Raw genomic sequence first — 16429 nt, forward strand, 5'->3', positions numbered from 1 at the left:
TTTAGTTTTTAGTTGAATCGCATCAACATCAGCGAGACAAAGGTTTTATCCCCTTGCTTAACTGATTTTCAAAGCATCTCCATCCATATCAATTCGAATAGTACTATCAGGTTGAATATCGCCAGCTAGCAGGCGTTGTGCTAGCGGGTTTTCAATTTCTATTTGAATTGCCCGTTTAAGGGGTCGTGCTCCGTATACAGGGTCAAATCCTGCTTCGGCTATTTTTTCCAAAGCCGCGGGAGATAGGTCTAGTTCAAAGCCTTTCTCAAGCAAGCGTTCACGTAAAGACGATAATTGTATTTTCGCTATTGCTTTAATTTGCTCTAAGCCAAGGGGATGGAAGACCACCACATCATCAATACGGTTAATAAACTCGGGTCTGAAATGCTGTTCGACCGTTTGCATCACCATATTTTTCATTTCATCATATTGACTCTCTTGGTGTTTATCTTGGATCACATCAGAACCAATATTTGAGGTCATGATAATAACCGTATTTTTAAAGTCTACGGTTCTTCCTTGTCCATCTGTTAAACGGCCGTCATCAAGGACTTGAAGCAATATATTAAACACATCGGGGTGAGCTTTCTCCACCTCATCCAATAAAATAACGGAATAGGGTTTTCTTCTCACAGCTTCAGTTAAGTACCCCCCTTCTTCATAACCGACATAACCCGGAGGCGCGCCAACTAAACGAGAAACAGAGTGTTTTTCCATAAACTCTGACATGTCTATTCTTACCATCGCTTGCTCGGTATCAAACAAGAAGTTGGCTAAGGATTTACATAACTCGGTTTTACCTACCCCCGTTGGACCTAAGAACAAAAATGAACCTATAGGTCTACTTGGGTCAGACAGTCCCGCTCGGGAACGTCGAATAGCGTTACTGACTGCATTCACCGCTTCAGTTTGGCCGATTACACGACTTTGCAGAGCTTCTTCCATGCGCAGTAATTTGTCTTTTTCTCCTTCGAGCATTTTGCTCACAGGAATGCCCGTCCAACGCGACAGCACATCTGCTATTTCGTTTTCCGTCACTTTGTTTTTCAACAACTGGGTTTCAGTTTGTTCAGCTTCTGATGCTTGTTCTAGCTTTAGCTCTAACTCTGGAATACGGCCATATTGCAATTCAGACATCCGATTAAGATCAGACGCCCTACGTGCGATTTCCATATCGAGTTTGGCTTGTTCAAGCTCAGATTTAATGTGTTGGGTACCTTGCATGGCACTTTTTTCAGTATTCCAAATCGTTTCAAATTCAGAAAATTTATTTTCGAGTTGCTCGCGCTCCAACTCAATGAGCTCTAAACGCTTATGACTGGCATCATCCTTTTCTTTAGATAATGCCTGCTCTTCAAGTTTTAACTGTATAATTCTACGCTCTAAACGATCCATATCTTCTGGTTTAGAGTCCATTTGCATACGAATACTTGATGCTGCTTCGTCAATGAGATCAATAGCTTTGTCAGGTAATTGCCGATCCGGAATATAACGATGAGACAATGATGCCGCAGCAACAATTGCCGGATCCGTAATATCGACTGAATGATGCAACTCATACCGCTCTTTAAGTCCACGCAATATGGCAATGGTGTCTTCCACACTAGGCTGATCTACAATGACCTTTTGGAAACGACGCTCTAGTGCAGCATCTTTTTCAATATATTGGCGGTATTCATCTAATGTCGTTGCTCCAACGCAATGTAGCTCACCTCGCGCCAAGGCCGGTTTTAGCATATTACCGGCATCCATTGCACCTTCGCCTTTGCCCGCTCCCACCATTGTATGCAACTCGTCAATAAATAGGATCACCCGACCTTCTTCTTTAGAAAGCTCGTTTAAAACGGCTTTTAAGCGTTCTTCAAACTCACCTCTAAATTTGGCACCTGCGATAAGTGCGCCCATATCCAAAGATAAAACTCGCTTATCCTTTAGTCCCTCAGGTACTTCAGAATTAATGATCCTTTGTGCCAAGCCCTCTACAATCGCGGTTTTACCCACACCAGGCTCACCAATTAACACGGGGTTATTTTTAGTGCGGCGTTGTAAAACTTGAATAGTACGGCGGATTTCTTCATCCCGGCCAATCACTGGGTCAAGTTTTCCTTGCTCAGCTCTTTCTGTGAGATCCGTAGTGTACTTTTCTAATGCTTGACGAACGTCTTCTGCATTAGGATCTGTTACTTTTTGACCACCGCGCATGGTTTCTATACCTTGCTCGATTTGCTCTTGAGTAATACCTAATTGACGGAAAATGTCCCCCAATTTGCCTTTATCTTGCAAAGCCGCCAGCACGAATACTTCAGAACTGATGTATTCATCCTTGCGTTTTTGCGCAATTTTATCGCTCAGGTTAAGCAACACTATGGTGTCTTTACTCAATTGCACATCACCGCCTATGCCCTCAACTCTGGGCAATCTTTCGATCGCTTCAGCCAAGGAAGAACGCAGCGCATTGACATTGGCGCCAACACTATCAAACAGCGAGCGAATCGAACCACCCTGCTGATTGAGCAAAGCCGTCATTAAGTGTACAGGATCGATGTATTGATGATCTCTGCCCAATGCTATTGATTGTGCGTCAGAGATTGCCATCTGAAATTTACTGGTAAATCTATCTAATCGCATAAAATTTCCTCAAAATTGATTTACTAGATTAATGGGTACTTTTAGTAACCAATTCAAGGTAACGATGTAGTTTGATTGATCTAGATCAGTAAAAACGTTAATTTTTTGAGGCTATTTAGGGTTGAATCTTGGTTTCAAAAATTTGTGCTAAAAAAAGATTATATTTTACACAATGCGTTGGATTTTTATTGCAAATAAATCCCGCACACAAAACGACCTGTTTGGGACTGACCTTGATGCTGAGCGTAGCGATGGGAATAAAAGTCAGCATGATGAACATAGGTACAGATACCACTTTCAACAACGTTATTTACGCCAATGGCACGGCACTTTTCACGAGCGATTTTGGCTAAACTGCACAAGTATTTTCCATGCTCCACATCCGCAACAAATGCCTCTGGGTAGTTAGCAAATACTTGCTTTAAATCTTCAGATACTTGGAAATGTCGTTGTGAAATATGCGGACCAATCCAAATTGTTAAGGTGTCTGGATCACAATTCATGCTAGCAAGGGTATTTTCAATCACACCATTCACCAATCCCCTCCAGCCAGCGTGAATTGCCGCCACACAAGTACCGGCGGTATTGGCGACTAAAATTGGCATACAGTCAGCAGTCATCACCGCGCAGACGTTTTTTGATTCAGTGGTAAAACTGGCGTCTGCTTTGGCCACTTCTAAGGGCAAAAAATAATCTTTAGTGATGCGTACACAGCGAATTCCGTGTACTTGGGTTAGCCAAGCGATTGAATCACTCAGGGGCAATGCATCCCGATTTAACTGCACATCTGCTGAGTTATCGCCAACGTGCATCGCCAAATTATTACTGTCATAAGGCGGCTGACTTGCGCCTATATTACGTGTAGTGTAAAACGCCTTAACACCCGCAGGTAAGTTCCAGTGCGGCGTCCGAATAGGGCTTGTTAACACGGCTTCAGTCATCGGCAATTCCATGTTCGCTAGTATCTTCTTTTAGCACACTGAGAAGTTCCACCATGTCATCCGGTAACGGCGCTTGCCAACTCATCCACTCCCCTGTCGTTGGGTGAGATAATTCCAATTGAATAGCGTGTAATGCCTGACGTTTAAACCCCCTAAGCATATTAATCATATCTTCAGAACAGGCCTTAGGCAGGCGCGGTCTGCCCCCGTACAACACATCGCCCACTAGGGGATAACGTAAATGCGCCATATGAACGCGAATTTGGTGGGTGCGGCCAGTTTCTAATTTTAATCGCAGATGAGTATGGGCGCGAAACTTTTGTTTAATACGATAGTGAGTCACGGCTGGCTTGCCAGTTTCACGAACCGCCATACTGGTGCGTTTAGTGGGATGACGACCAATAGGCGCATCCACTATCCCACCAGCAACCATAGTGCCATAGACTACCGCTTCGTATTCTCGACTAATTTCTCGCGCTTGCAGTTGTTCAACAAGATGAGTTTGTGCAGGCACTGTTTTGGCAACCACCATCAGACCCGTCGTATCTTTATCGAGACGGTGAACTATGCCAGCTCTAGGCACACTAGCAACCTCTGGAGCGTGATTTAACAACGCATTTAAAATTGTTCCATCAGCGTTACCTGCCCCCGGATGAACGACCAAATCAGTGGGTTTGTTAATTACCAATATATGCTCATCTTCATAGACAATGTTCAGTTCAATATCTTGTGCTTTGTGATTTTCCTGAATTTGCAACCAGGCTTCGATAGCAATTTGTTCACCACCAAACACTTTTTCTCTGGGTTTATCACAAACAGAGCCGTTTAAATGAACATTTCCGGCTAAAATCCATTCTTTTAAGCGAGATCGTGAATAATCAGGGAACAATTCGGCTAAAGCTTGATCTAACCGTTTACCAATTAACGTTTCTGGTACATCTGCAGAGAGTTTTATCGCTTGTGGATCGCTGGGCATGTAAAATAGTGTCCTTTAAGAGCTGTGTTTAAGAGCTATAAAAATATAATATCCCGCAACTGGCGATTTGATTCACATTATGCGGGGACAAATGCAAACACCAGACATCACGATTAGGTGATTTATAACAAAACGTGCATCCCATGGATCCCTAGGGTAGAATGCCTCGGATCGATGGATTACTGAAAACAAAGTTTAGCGGATTTTTTAATGCCTGCTAAATCCCTGTATAGAATAAGAGTAACATGACATTTAAAAATTCATTCTACAAACTAATCGTTCTGATTTCTGTTGCCACTATGTATGGCTGTTCTTCTTCACCTGATGATGATGACATCCTAATTGGTAACAGAAGCGAAAGTGCGCTGTATGATCAAGCAAAAGAAAGTATGTCGCAAGGTAATTTCAACGTTGCCACAGAAATTTTAAGTACACTTGATTCCCGCTTCCCTTTTGGCCCCCATTCTCACCAAGTGCAACTGGATCTAATTTACTCTTATTACAAAGTAGGTAAAACAGACGAAGCTATCGCAACTATTGATAGATTTGTGCGACTTAATCCCAACCATTCAGATGTGGATTATGCACTATACATGCGTGGTCTAACTAATTTAGATGCCGACAAAAATCTTTTCCAAGAACTAGTGGGCATTGATCGTTCTGATAGAGACCCAAGCCGTTCAAGGGAAGCATTTGCTGATTTCCGGCGTTTAATCAATAAGTTTCCAGACAGTAAATACGCTGCGGATGCGAAAAAACGCATGGTTTTCATTAAAAATCGTTTAGCTAAATATGAAATAGCCATTGCACGTTTTTATATGCGTCGAGAAGCCTATGTTGCCGCAGCGAATCGCGGGCGATATGTACTTGAATACTTCCCTGACTCTAGTGAAATTCAAAATGCGTTGGAAATCATGGTTGAATGTTATGACCAATTAGACCTTGAAGACTTGAAAAACAATGCATTAAAAACCTTAAAACTAAATTATCCAGATAGTCGCTATGTAAGCTAATTTTTTAATGGTTTGATCATTTCATTAAGATCATAAAAAACCGCCGTTGATGAGTCATCAACGGCGGTTTTTTCATGCTTTAGATTTTCTAAGCGACTAAAAAAACAGGTGACTAAAGGGATTGAGTAAACGTGCAATTCCAGAAGTAAAATGTAATGGTGCGTCAACAATGGTAAACACTAAACACCCCTCACTAGCTTCGGAATAAGGCGCATGGGTATTATTAGAGTCCATCAGAATAAAGTCACCAGTATCGTAATGTGAGATACCGTCGCTGAACTCCCCATCAATGACTAACGTTAGCTCTGTGCCTCTGTGGGTATGTTCTGGTACCCGACCTTCTTTTTGCATGAAAATAAAATTAGCTTTACCCACTGGCCCTAAGTCCACTGGCGCCTGCCAAAGATTCCCCAATAAATGCGACCAATTACCGGTTTTTTCCACATAACGTTTCAGCGCCCGTGGTACGGTAAACTTACGCCCGTCCAGTTCTATTTGACGGCTTATGCTGTTACTGCTCGGTACCTCTGCAGCAGGAAGGCAGGTAATATCAGCAAGCATAGATGCAAAATCAACAACTTGCTCAGACTGGCCAACCAACCTTGCGTCATCCAGCGCCTTTGCTGATTCCCTTTCCATTTGAGCCAGTTGTTTGCGGCAAATGGGACACATGTCTGCATGGGCAGAAATAACCAGGGAAAGTGCTGGTGCGCTCAAACCTTGGGCAAATTCTCTCAGCTGTTGTTGAGAAGGGTGGAAATTAATCATCGTCTTTAATCAACTCTTTTAAGCGCTGTAACGCTAATCTGGTACGAGACTTCACAGTCCCTAAAGGAATATCTAATTGAGAAGCAACTTCCTGTTGTGATTTTCCTTCGATATAAATGGCTTCTATCACCACTTTTTGCTTCTCTGGCAGAGAGTCAAACAGGGTATTAATTTGCTGCATAGTCATTTGCTGCTCAAGGGATACCTCATTAGCATCTGCAGTATGCTCGCATAGCACTGGCCACAAATCGTCTGAGCAGATATCTTCTTTTCGATTTTGCTGCTTTCTCAGCATATCAAAACGCAAATTTCGAGCGATGGTGAAAATCCAAGTAGAAGGGGAGCCTTTTTCAGCATTAAATAAGTGCGCCTTCTGCCAGACGTTAGACATAGTGTCTTGCACTAACTCCATAGCTAAAGCTTCGTTGCCAGTTTGTTTCAAACAGTACGATCTAAGCCTGGGGGCGAAATAGTTAAATACCTCAGCAAATGAGCGCTTACACCGATTTTCAGCCACAGTGACCAAATGCTCAGACATTTCTTTGGCGCATTCTTTAGGTGTTGGTATGTTTGCATTTTTCGACTGCAATGGAATTCCGACTAACATGCGTATTTTCCTGAAATCATTCTTGTTCCAGTTTTTACGCGGTAAAATAATAAAGGATCACTTTACCAGTTGTGATAAAAATTCCAAGACTGGTCGACAATCTTTCTGCTTTAAAAATATTTGTTTCTTATCTGCATCGACGGGAAGCAGCTCTAACCAGCGATAAGCAACCCAAACTATATTCTCATATTCTGGCTCTGAATAAAGGGAATCCACTTCGGGGTAACTATCAAAAATTTCTTTTAATTTAGACGCTATAATAGTGTCTTGGCTGTCAGGTTTTGAGGGAACCCAGCTTTCCTGCCGACGGCACTGCCCTATTCTAAGGTCATCCTTTGCCGTTTCCACGGATTCGATAGTCACGCAAAAGTGCCCCTTCACAGTGATACCTAGTAAACCATCTTCCAATAAATCGAAATCTTCAACGGTAACAAAGGTCCCTATGGGATAAAAATGTTGGTTTAAGTCCTTGTCTCCCATCGTATTGAACATGCAAATAACAAATCCAGATTGTTGCGCACATGCTTCTTTCACCATGCGGATATACCTAGGCTCAAAAATGCGCAATGACATCACCCCACCTGGCAGTATGTGTGCAGACAACGGAAATAAGGGATAGGTTAAATTTTCAAAAGCCAAATTGCTGTTCCTATTAATTCATCACAGTCAATTACGCTAGTAACAGCAAATTAGATCCAATTAATTCATCCGATAATTCAGTATCATTGATAATTTAACCGCAAACGAGAATATTTTAAGTTTTAATATGATCCCAATGATAGTAGACAAAGTAATGCTAATCATGGTCAAACAAAAAATGACAACTTATGAGTTTATTAACAAAATTCGAAGATTTTTATCGAGATATATCAATACAGTCTATTGCTCGTTTAAGTGAAATCTATGCTCCAAACGCAGTCTTAATAGACCCCCTGAGCAAACACCAAGGGCTTGATAATATTCAACATTATTTTGGAAACTTGCTCACTAATACATCTAAATGTGAATGCACTATTCAACTTATAAGCCAGCTCAGATCAGATATTTTTGTGACTTGGAAAATGCTGATTATTCACCCCAAATTAAATTCAGGAAAGGAGTTTGAAATAGATGGGGTGAGTCATTTAAAAAGTGACGATGAAAAAATTATTTTTCACAGAGACTATTATGATTTAGGGGAGATGATCTACGAACAAGTTCCTGTACTAAAATTTGTGATTAAAACACTTAAAAAAAGGTTAGTGTCGTGAAAACTATTTTAATTACCGGCGCCACCTCAGGGATTGGTAAAGCGCTCTCTCTTTTGTGTGCTAACAATCAATATCAGGTGATTGCTTGCGGAAGAAATCAAGTCGAGCTGAACAAAATGGCGGTACACGATAATATTTCAACCTTAAAGTTTGATACATCCGACCAACAGCAGGTAAGCGAAGCCCTTCAAAACGTGACAATGGATATTGCCGTTTTAAACGCAGGTGTGTGCGAATATGTTGATATAGATAACTTTGAAGTTAACCTTTTTAAACGCGTATTCAATGTTAACTTTATGGGCGTAGTAAATTGCACGGCGGCTTTACTCAAAGAAAATCAACCTCCTTCACAAATTGTTATCGTGGACAGCCTTGCCAGATTGCTGCCTTTCACCAAAAGCCAAGCTTATGGTGCAAGCAAAGCCGCGTTGCATTACTTTACCAAGAGCATGCAAGTTGATTTAGCGTCTAAAGACATATTGGTGCAAAGTGCGTCGCCGGGCTTTGTGGAGACGCCATTGACCGATAAAAATGACTTTGAAATGCCCATGAAAATAAGTGTTGAAGAGGCTGCACAATCCTTTTTGCACGGCATTGAACAACGGCATTCAAGTATATATTTCCCCAAAAAATTAAGCTTTATTTTGCGTTTTTTAAATCTTTTTCCTGCATGGGCAAAATTCAAAATAAGCAGCAAGCTAAAGAACACTCAGGATACTAAATGAAAAAGCGAATAGCGATTATTGGAAGCGGCATTTCGGGGATGACATGTGGTCATTTGCTCCATGAAAAATTTGACATCACTGTTTTTGAAGCCAATGACTATATTGGTGGCCACACCGCTACAATTGACGTTGAACTGGAAGGAAAGCAATATGCCATAGACACTGGTTTTATTGTTTATAACGATTGGACCTACCCCAATTTTATTAAATTGCTTAGGAAAATTGGGATCCAAGGTCAGCCAACAGAAATGAGCTTCAGTGTTAAAAACATAAGAGACCAGTTAGAGTACAATGGCAACACAATTAATAGTCTTTTTGCTCAACGTCGAAATATTTTCCGTCCCAAATTCCATCGCATTGTCAGGGACATTTTACGCTTCAACAAATTATGTAAGCAGCTTTTTCAAGATCAAACACCTGAACAAATTGGGGAAGTCACTCTCGGCGAATTCTTAATTCAACATAAATTTAGCGAAGATTTTAATCACAACTATATTTTACCTATGTGCGCAGCAATTTGGTCAGCGACATTGGAAGACATAAAAGGGTTTCAGTTAGCCTTCTTTTTACAGTTTTTCAATAATCACGGACTATTAAACATTACTGACAGACCACAATGGTACACAATTATCGGTGGCTCCAGAGAATATATCGCCCCATTAACTAAGGGCTTTAAGGATAAAATTCTGCTCAACAGCCCAATAAGTCAGGTGGAGATTAGAGATGGTAAATACGTTATCTCATTGGCTAAGTCCAATGACGAAAATGGCAATACCGTACTTGAATTTGACGAGGTTATATTTGCTTGCCATAGCGATCAGGCACTTAAAATGATAGAACACCCAACACCGCCTCAAAAAGAGATTTTATCGGCTATGCCCTACAGTGCCAATGAAGTAGTGCTGCATACAGATACCTCAGTGTTGCCAACACGCAAGCTCGCCTGGGCCAGCTGGAATTATTTACTTAAAGGTAATCCTAACGAGCAACACGAACCAACATCCTTAACCTACAACATGAATATTTTACAACGTTTGGAATCTGAACATACCTTTTGCGTCACTTTAAATAATAGTGATCACATTGCACCGGAGAAAATTTTAAAACAGTTTGAGTATCACCATCCTCAATTTAGTTTGCAAAGCGCCAAGGCACAATCTCGCCGAGACGAAATTTGTGGAATATCAGGTATGCATTTTTGCGGTGCATATTGGTACAACGGTTTTCATGAAGATGGTGTGCGTAGCGCCTTAGATGTTTGCCGGCGATTTGGAGTAGAACTCTGATGCACAGTGCACTTTATACCGGCCAGATTTTCCATGCGCGACATTTTCCTAAAAAACATGCATTTAGCTATAAGATATTTATGTTTTGGTTGGATTTAGATGAAATAGAACAGCTGTGTGAAACAGTAAAAGGGTTTTCGCAAAATCGTTTTTCCGTGGTCAGGTTTAAACGTTCTGACTACTTAGGAAACCCCGAAAATGACCTTAAGTCTTCAGTTTTGAAAAGGATGTCAGAGTTAGCCAACAAACCACTCACAGGGAAGGTTTTTCTTTTGGGACAATTACGCATGTTTGGTTTGTATTTCAGTCCAGTGAATTTCTATTATTTACAGCAAGCCGATGGCACATTTAGCCATTTGCTTGCCGAAGTAAGCAATACACCGTGGAATGAAAGACACCATTATTTAGTTGATTTAGCGGACCAGCAAGACTGTGAAAAAGAGTTTCATGTGTCACCCTTTAATCCATTGGACATGCAATATAAATGGCAAGTTAAGCAACCTGACAAAAAGCTCAACCTCGTCCTTAGTTGCTTCAAAAAGCAGAAACATTTTGACGCAAAACTTAACCTTGTGCGCGAACCTTTGAACTCAAAACATCTTTTACGCGTATTACTAAGTATCCCAAGTATGACAATAAAAACCGTTGTTGGTATTTATTGGCAGGCATTGAAATTATTTATCAAAGGTGTGCCTTTCTATGGTCATCCTGGCAATAAGGAAAAAGAAGCAGATGTTAAATAGTGAAAACACCCTGACGGGAACGGAAACTTTATCCACAACAGACCGTATTTGCAGAAATATTTTGCTTAAAGTTTTCAGTCAAATCCCCCAAGGGATGATGACGGTAAAAGAACGTGGTGTGTTAGTAGATAGATTTGGTGACGCTAATTCGGATCTTCATGCTGAAATTAACTTTCTCGATCTCACGGCTTATCGAAAGTTGCTGTTTGGCGGCAGCGTGGCATCAGGAGAAACCTTCACTGACAATTTATGGGAAACGCCCAACCTCACTGATGTGATTCGTATCTTTGCTCGTAACTTACCAATGTTGGATGCTTGGGAAGCGAAAATGCGTTGGTTAGCGACGCCCCTTCGTCAACTCAGCCATTTGAAAAACAAAAATTCTAAGCAGCAAGCTAAAAAGAACATTTCTGCACATTATGATTTAGGCAATAAATTATATACCGAATTTTTAGATAACAGCATGATGTATTCGGCTGCCATTTATCCCACTCCAGATACCACTTTAGAACAAGCACAACAAATCAAATTAAAAACAATTTGCGACAAATTGCAGCTCACTGAACAGGATCACCTTCTAGAGATTGGCACGGGTTGGGGCGGATTGGCGATATTTGCGGCTAAACACTATGGTTGTAAAGTAACGACTACCACGATTTCCGATGAGCAATTCGCCTATGCTCAACAATGGGTTTGTGAAGAAAACCTATCAAATCACATCACTCTGCTGAAAAAAGATTATCGTGAGTTAACGGGCAAATTCGATAAATTAGTATCCATAGAAATGATTGAAGCCGTTGGCAAAACGTTCTTACCTAACTTCTTTGAAAAATGCTCTTCGTTATTAAAAAAGGATGGTTTGATGCTTTTGCAGTCTATCACCATCGACGATCGTCGCTACGAAAGTTACAGTAAAGATGTGGATTTCATTCAGAAACACATTTTCCCAGGTGGATTTTTACCCTCGCAATTTGAATTGAACCGCCACTTAAAATTGTACAGCGATATGATGATCCGCGACTCACATGACATAGGTCTTGATTACGCGCAAACCCTCAATCATTGGCACCAGCGATTTTTGGCTAAACGGGAAGTGCTTGCCAAAGAGGGATATGATGACAGGTTTGTGCGTATGTGGCGTTACTATCTTAGTTACTGTGAAGGGGGCTTTTTAGAGCGCACCATCTCAACACTACAGCTAGTGCTGAGTAAGCCATCATTTATTGGACAAGTGGTGAGATAGAGTATGTACAGAATACTCCGATTTTGTCTTATTTTAATGCTTAGCATTTACCCCCTAGGTTCAGTTATGGCAAATCCAATTGCAGATCTATCAAAAGTGGGTTCTGCCAAGTTAGAAGTGTTCTTTTTCGATATTTATTTCTCTACCCTTTACAGCAAGAGCGGCAAATACAGCGAAGATGAGCTGCCACTAGCACTACAAATAAAATACTTAAGAGCAATTAAGAGTGAAGATTTACTCAATCGCACAAAACAAGAATGGCAGAAACTCGGCTTTTCTTCCCAGGATGTGGAAAACTGGTTACAGACACTCGATTCCATTTGGCCCAATATTAATAAGCATGACGTACTAACCTTAAAGGTTGGATCTAACGGTCATAGTGAATTCTTTTTTAACGATGCGCCAATAGGCGTTATTGAAGATCAGAAATTTGGCCCAAGCTTTTTAGCCATTTGGCTAGATGAAAAGTGCAGTTATCCTAAGCTTCGTAAACAACTTATTGGGAGTTAACGATGAACCTTTTTCAATCTGCTACTGTTTGCGCAGCGGCACTAGCATTAACAGGCTGTTCAACGTCAATAGATGAGTATCAAAATACCTCACCAAAATTTGACTTGAAACAGTACTTTTCAGGAGATGTCACCGCTTGGGGGATTGTTCAGGATTATAGTCAAAAAACAGTGCGTCGTTTTTGCGTTGACATTGTTGGCACTTGGCAAGGCGATACTGGCCAATTGCATGAAACCTTTTACTACGCAGATGGTGAAACACAAATCCGAGTATGGCAGCTTAGTATTCAGCAAGATGGTTCTGTGACGGGTTCAGCGGGCGACGTTATCGGTCAAGCAAGCGGTAGTGCTTCTGGCATGAGTTTCAATTGGCATTATACCCTTAGAGTCCCCATTGATGACTCTGAATATGACCTAAAGGTAGACGATTGGATGTTTATGATGGACGATAATCGTATGATGAATCGTTCTTATATGAGTAAATTAGGTATCGGTGTGGCGGAGATATCCATCTTCTTCGACAAAACCCCGCCCATTAGAAAGTGTCAATAGACTATTCGTTAACGAGAAGCCCATATTAAGGTTCAACCACCGAAATAGGTTGTGAATACATGGGTTTCCCTTGATTGATGGCAATTTCCACACGACGATTTCGGCTTCTATCTCCAGAGTTTTCATTGGTGGATAAAGGTGAAGTATCGGCTTTACCTACAACCACCATACGCTGCTCATCAAAGCCATCAGCCTTTCTTATTTCTTCCGCGACTGCTACCGCTCTTTGGGCTGATAGATCCCAATTGGAGCGATACAATTCATTGGATATTTGCTGACTATCACTGTGCCCTGAAATTTCAATTTCACCCGGGACATCTGCCAATAATTCACCTATGGTATTCAAGATAGGTCTGAATTGAGGTTGTAAAAACGCAGAGCCTGCTGAAAATGAACCATTTTCTCGGATACGAATGATAATTTGTTGGCCTAATGATTCCATTTCAATAGAACCATCTAATATTTGCTTTTGTAATTGTTGCGCTACTTTTTTCATCAGTTCATTGGTTTGCTCTTGACTAGATTGCTGTTGAGCAGAAGAAGAAGACTGATCGGTGGCCGTTTGCTGTGCTGCCCCACCTCGTTGTTCACCCCGTTGTTTTTGACGTCCCCCTGCGGAATCTTCGTCTCCCGCTTGGAACTCCAGCATTTCTTGGGTCATATCCACCGTCTGTTGTTGGATATTTTCGATGGGAGTGGGATCCGGTCGACCGGGTCGAAATTCCATGGCGATAACACTCGTACCTTTTGGAATATCCTTAACCTCGATTTTATTTTGCACCCCAAAGGCAAATTTCATAGAGCCGGCAATTTGCTTAAATTTCAGCACATCCATTTCAGAAAAGGCCAATAAAAGCACAAAGAAGCACATTAGCAGAGACATTAAGTCCGCAAAGGTTCCCATCCATGCAGGCAGCCCTTCAGGAGGACATTTGGGACATTCTTGCTCTGCCATTAACTATTCTTCCTCTGTTGCCGCACCGCGTTTATTCGCAGCAAGATAACTTTTCAAAATCCCTTCAATGACCCTTGGGTTTTGCCCATCAGCAATACCAATGATGCCATCTAAGACTAAGCTTTGATTCAGTTTTTCCTCATTAGCACGGTTATTGAGTTTTACCGACATAGGTAAACAAATTACATTGGCAAAAAAAGCACCATACAAAGTCGTTAGCAGTGCTACCGCCATTGCCGGACCGATAGCTTTGGGATCATCCATGTTAGACAACATGGCTACCAAGCCTATGAGGGTACCAATCATCCCCATGGCTGGAGCAACATCCCCCATGCCTTTATAAATTGTAGCACCAAATTCGTGGCGTTCCGTTGTCATTGCTATGTCTTTAGCTAATGTATCTCTTACCACATCTACATCATGGCCATCCACCAGCATGTCGACACCTTTTTGCATAAAGGCATTCTCAATTTCAGCTTCTTCAAGGGCTAAAAAACCGCCTTTTCTTGCTGCATCAGCCATTTCTACAATTTTTTCAATTAAATCGTCTGGCGATTCAATTTTAAACATGAATGCTTTTCCGCCGATTTTTCCAGCACCGAAAAACTGCCCAAGTGTGTATTGAGATAACACAACAAACAAGGTACCACCGAATACGATTAGAATAGATGGGACATTCATAAACATACTAATGTCGCCACCCATAACCATGGCCATGACGACGAAACCGATTGCACCAAGCATACCTATAAGGGTCGCTAAATCCACATTGTCCTCCCTAGGATTCGATAAGCTAATCGAAAAAAGACCCGATTACCTTGCTCTTTTTAAGGCATTTGACCGGATAAGTCACTGAATTATTCCATTTTATCGACTGTGCAAGCCAATTCTAAAGGAGTTATCTCCAAGTTATAGGAAAACATAGCATATACCGTGCAAGTTTGGGATAAGTGAACGATGAATTTTATTACCTTTATTACATACAAAATGCTGAGTTGAGGTAAAATCCATTGACCACAAATGGTGCCTCAGGTATCGTTCCCAACTTTCAAAATATTCGCTATTAAGGACACTGTGCCAGATGAGTAAAAACAACGAACTATCTGAAAATTCGTTTGAAGATACCATGCAGGAACTAGAGCAACTGGTTACAGAAATGGAACAAGGGGATATTCCTTTAGAACAAGCATTGGCGAAGTTTGAAAGGGGCATAGCGTTGGCCCGCAACAGTCAAAAAATGCTCAAAGCTGCAGAACAACGAGTTCAGATATTAATGCAACAAGATCAAGAGGAAGTCCTTCAAGATCTAGACCAACAACGGATAGATGAGTGAATCCCTTAGTTCAAAATCAGCAACGTTACCACCTCCGCATTGACAATTTACTCAATCAATATTTTGAAGATCAAACGTCAGCAGCACTACGATTGACCCAAGCAATGCAATATGCGCTGCTTAATGGCGGCAAACGAACACGCCCTTTTTTGGTCTACGCAACGGGTGAAATGCTAGGTGTGAATTTGGATAAGTTGGATGTGCCCGCATTTGCGGTGGAATGTATTCATGCCTATTCATTGATCCATGATGACTTGCCTGCAATGGATGATGACGAACTAAGACGTGGTAAACCCACTTGTCATATTGCCTTTGACGAGGCGACAGCCATTTTGGCAGGAGATGCATTACAAACGTTAGCCTTTGATGTACTTGCTTCGCCTGCATCAGTCATTAATGATGCAACTAAACAATTAAAATTGGTGAAATTGCTCGCAGAAGCTTCTGGAGTGCAAGGAATGTGTGCCGGTCAGGCATTAGACTTGGCGGCAACAGATGCCCCCATTTCGCAATCGCAATTGCAACAACTACATAACCTTAAAACCGGAGCCTTGTTTAAAGTATCTGTTTCAATGGCGACTATTTTGGCAGATGATCTGCCCCAAGAAGTGACTCAAATGCTGAGCCAATATAGCGAAGCTTTGGGCTTAGCTTTTCAGGTTCAAGATGATATTTTAGATATCGTAGGTGACTCTGACGTGATTGGAAAACCCCAAGGATCAGACCAAGCCCAGAATAAATCCACCTACCCTTCACTGTTGGGATTAGAAGGTGCGAAGACATATTTGCAACAACTTCATCAACAAGCACTTCACGCGTTAGACGCTTTGCCATACAATACAAGGTTATTACGCGAATTTTCCGATTTTGTTGTTAATCGACGTTTTTAGACTCGCTCGC

The 16429-nt window shown here is 41.4% G+C and carries 18 protein-coding genes; 10 read left to right on the plus strand and 8 right to left on the minus strand.

What is annotated here, in order from left to right; all coding sequences use genetic code 11:
- Positions 1 to 57 precede the first annotated feature (57 nt).
- From clpB to rluD, 3 genes are all read right to left on the minus strand, one after another.
- Complete coding sequence (clpB, locus tag Q4574_RS11665) at positions 58 to 2628, minus strand: ATP-dependent chaperone ClpB (RefSeq protein ID WP_303474306.1); 2571 nt, start codon at positions 2626 to 2628, stop codon at positions 58 to 60.
- Positions 2629 to 2813: 185 nt separating this feature from the next.
- Positions 2814 to 3569 carry a peptidoglycan editing factor PgeF gene (gene pgeF / locus Q4574_RS11670; protein ID WP_303474307.1) on the minus strand — a complete coding sequence of 252 codons (756 nt, stop codon included), beginning with the start codon at positions 3567 to 3569 and terminating at the stop codon, positions 2814 to 2816.
- Positions 3562 to 4545 carry a 23S rRNA pseudouridine(1911/1915/1917) synthase RluD gene (gene rluD / locus Q4574_RS11675; protein ID WP_303474308.1) on the minus strand — a complete coding sequence of 328 codons (984 nt, stop codon included), beginning with the start codon at positions 4543 to 4545 and terminating at the stop codon, positions 3562 to 3564. The genes pgeF and rluD overlap by 8 nt, the downstream gene beginning before the upstream one ends.
- Before the next feature lie 245 nt (positions 4546 to 4790).
- On the opposite strand from rluD, the gene Q4574_RS11680 reads away from it, so the two are divergent.
- The gene (locus Q4574_RS11680; protein ID WP_303474309.1) at positions 4791 to 5558 is read left to right on the plus strand and encodes an outer membrane protein assembly factor BamD; all 768 of its coding nucleotides are present in this window, start codon (positions 4791 to 4793) and stop codon (positions 5556 to 5558) included.
- 96 nt (positions 5559 to 5654) lie between these two features.
- On the opposite strand, the gene Q4574_RS11685 is transcribed toward Q4574_RS11680, so the two are convergent.
- The 3 genes from Q4574_RS11685 to Q4574_RS11695 are packed head-to-tail and all read right to left on the minus strand — an operon-like array spanning position 5655 to position 7572.
- A complete protein-coding gene (locus Q4574_RS11685) occupies positions 5655 to 6326 on the minus strand; it encodes a ChrR family anti-sigma-E factor (RefSeq protein ID WP_303474310.1) in 672 nt (223 codons plus the stop codon).
- A complete protein-coding gene (locus Q4574_RS11690) occupies positions 6319 to 6933 on the minus strand; it encodes a sigma-70 family RNA polymerase sigma factor (protein ID WP_303474311.1) in 615 nt (204 codons plus the stop codon). Before Q4574_RS11690 ends, Q4574_RS11685 begins: the two co-directional genes overlap by 8 nt.
- Before the next feature lie 57 nt (positions 6934 to 6990).
- Positions 6991 to 7572 carry an LON peptidase substrate-binding domain-containing protein gene (locus tag Q4574_RS11695; RefSeq protein ID WP_303474312.1) on the minus strand — a complete coding sequence of 194 codons (582 nt, stop codon included), beginning with the start codon at positions 7570 to 7572 and terminating at the stop codon, positions 6991 to 6993.
- Positions 7573 to 7760: 188 nt separating this feature from the next.
- On the opposite strand from Q4574_RS11695, the gene Q4574_RS11700 reads away from it, so the two are divergent.
- The 7 genes from Q4574_RS11700 to Q4574_RS11730 all read left to right on the plus strand — a co-directional run bounded on the left by Q4574_RS11700 (position 7761) and on the right by Q4574_RS11730 (position 13241).
- Positions 7761 to 8183 carry a nuclear transport factor 2 family protein gene (locus Q4574_RS11700; protein WP_303474314.1) on the plus strand — a complete coding sequence of 141 codons (423 nt, stop codon included), beginning with the start codon at positions 7761 to 7763 and terminating at the stop codon, positions 8181 to 8183.
- Positions 8180 to 8908: an SDR family NAD(P)-dependent oxidoreductase gene (locus Q4574_RS11705; RefSeq protein WP_303474316.1), complete on the plus strand. Its 729-nt coding sequence runs from the start codon at positions 8180 to 8182 to the stop codon at positions 8906 to 8908. Before Q4574_RS11700 ends, Q4574_RS11705 begins: the two co-directional genes overlap by 4 nt.
- Positions 8905 to 10194: an NAD(P)/FAD-dependent oxidoreductase gene (locus Q4574_RS11710; RefSeq protein ID WP_303474317.1), complete on the plus strand. Its 1290-nt coding sequence runs from the start codon at positions 8905 to 8907 to the stop codon at positions 10192 to 10194. Before Q4574_RS11705 ends, Q4574_RS11710 begins: the two co-directional genes overlap by 4 nt.
- The gene (locus Q4574_RS11715) at positions 10194 to 10937 is read left to right on the plus strand and encodes a DUF1365 domain-containing protein (protein WP_303474319.1); all 744 of its coding nucleotides are present in this window, start codon (positions 10194 to 10196) and stop codon (positions 10935 to 10937) included. Before Q4574_RS11710 ends, Q4574_RS11715 begins: the two co-directional genes overlap by 1 nt.
- Positions 10927 to 12180, plus strand: coding sequence for a cyclopropane-fatty-acyl-phospholipid synthase family protein (locus Q4574_RS11720; protein ID WP_303474321.1), 1254 nt, complete (start codon positions 10927 to 10929; stop codon positions 12178 to 12180). The genes Q4574_RS11715 and Q4574_RS11720 overlap by 11 nt, the downstream gene beginning before the upstream one ends.
- Before the next feature lie 66 nt (positions 12181 to 12246).
- Positions 12247 to 12690, plus strand: a complete 444-nt coding sequence (locus tag Q4574_RS11725) for a chalcone isomerase family protein (RefSeq protein ID WP_303474322.1) — start codon at positions 12247 to 12249, stop codon at positions 12688 to 12690.
- A 2-nt stretch (positions 12691 to 12692) separates the two neighbouring features.
- Complete coding sequence (locus Q4574_RS11730; RefSeq protein WP_303474323.1) at positions 12693 to 13241, plus strand: DUF3833 domain-containing protein; 549 nt, start codon at positions 12693 to 12695, stop codon at positions 13239 to 13241.
- Positions 13242 to 13266: 25 nt separating this feature from the next.
- On the opposite strand, the gene Q4574_RS11735 is transcribed toward Q4574_RS11730, so the two are convergent.
- Positions 13267 to 14196, minus strand: coding sequence for a flagellar motor protein MotB (locus Q4574_RS11735; RefSeq protein WP_303474324.1), 930 nt, complete (start codon positions 14194 to 14196; stop codon positions 13267 to 13269).
- 3 nt (positions 14197 to 14199) lie between these two features.
- Positions 14200 to 14964: a flagellar motor protein PomA gene (pomA, locus tag Q4574_RS11740; protein WP_303474325.1), complete on the minus strand. Its 765-nt coding sequence runs from the start codon at positions 14962 to 14964 to the stop codon at positions 14200 to 14202.
- 313 nt (positions 14965 to 15277) lie between these two features.
- Between pomA and Q4574_RS11745 the strand changes: the two genes are divergently transcribed.
- Positions 15278 to 15529 (plus strand): exodeoxyribonuclease VII small subunit, encoded by a 252-nt coding sequence (locus Q4574_RS11745; protein WP_303474328.1) that lies wholly within the window; start codon positions 15278 to 15280, stop codon positions 15527 to 15529.
- A complete protein-coding gene (ispA, locus tag Q4574_RS11750) occupies positions 15526 to 16419 on the plus strand; it encodes a (2E,6E)-farnesyl diphosphate synthase (protein WP_303474330.1) in 894 nt (297 codons plus the stop codon). The genes Q4574_RS11745 and ispA overlap by 4 nt, the downstream gene beginning before the upstream one ends.
- Positions 16420 to 16429: the final 10 nt, after the last annotated feature.

The sequence above is a fragment of the Aliiglaciecola sp. 3_MG-2023 genome (assembly GCF_030548205.1).
GTDB lineage: Bacteria > Pseudomonadota > Gammaproteobacteria > Enterobacterales > Alteromonadaceae > Aliiglaciecola.

Excerpts from the sequence above, each read along its gene's own strand:
- Q4574_RS11690 (WP_303474311.1), bottom strand. The coding sequence starts at position 6,933 with ATGTTAGTCGGAATTCCATTGCAGTCGAAAAATGCAAACATACCAACA.
- clpB (WP_303474306.1), bottom strand. The coding sequence starts at position 2,628 with ATGCGATTAGATAGATTTACCAGTAAATTTCAGATGGCAATCTCTGAC.
- Q4574_RS11715 (WP_303474319.1), top strand. The coding sequence starts at position 10,194 with ATGCACAGTGCACTTTATACCGGCCAGATTTTCCATGCGCGACATTTT.
- Q4574_RS11700 (WP_303474314.1), top strand. The coding sequence starts at position 7,761 with ATGAGTTTATTAACAAAATTCGAAGATTTTTATCGAGATATATCAATA.
- rluD (WP_303474308.1), bottom strand. The coding sequence starts at position 4,545 with ATGCCCAGCGATCCACAAGCGATAAAACTCTCTGCAGATGTACCAGAA.
- Q4574_RS11735 (WP_303474324.1), bottom strand. The coding sequence starts at position 14,196 with ATGGCAGAGCAAGAATGTCCCAAATGTCCTCCTGAAGGGCTGCCTGCA.
- Q4574_RS11680 (WP_303474309.1), top strand. The coding sequence starts at position 4,791 with ATGACATTTAAAAATTCATTCTACAAACTAATCGTTCTGATTTCTGTT.
- Q4574_RS11730 (WP_303474323.1), top strand. The coding sequence starts at position 12,693 with ATGAACCTTTTTCAATCTGCTACTGTTTGCGCAGCGGCACTAGCATTA.
- pgeF (WP_303474307.1), bottom strand. The coding sequence starts at position 3,569 with ATGACTGAAGCCGTGTTAACAAGCCCTATTCGGACGCCGCACTGGAAC.
- Q4574_RS11720 (WP_303474321.1), top strand. The coding sequence starts at position 10,927 with ATGTTAAATAGTGAAAACACCCTGACGGGAACGGAAACTTTATCCACA.
- Q4574_RS11745 (WP_303474328.1), top strand. The coding sequence starts at position 15,278 with ATGAGTAAAAACAACGAACTATCTGAAAATTCGTTTGAAGATACCATG.
- Q4574_RS11710 (WP_303474317.1), top strand. The coding sequence starts at position 8,905 with ATGAAAAAGCGAATAGCGATTATTGGAAGCGGCATTTCGGGGATGACA.
- Q4574_RS11685 (WP_303474310.1), bottom strand. The coding sequence starts at position 6,326 with ATGATTAATTTCCACCCTTCTCAACAACAGCTGAGAGAATTTGCCCAA.
- Q4574_RS11725 (WP_303474322.1), top strand. The coding sequence starts at position 12,247 with ATGGCAAATCCAATTGCAGATCTATCAAAAGTGGGTTCTGCCAAGTTA.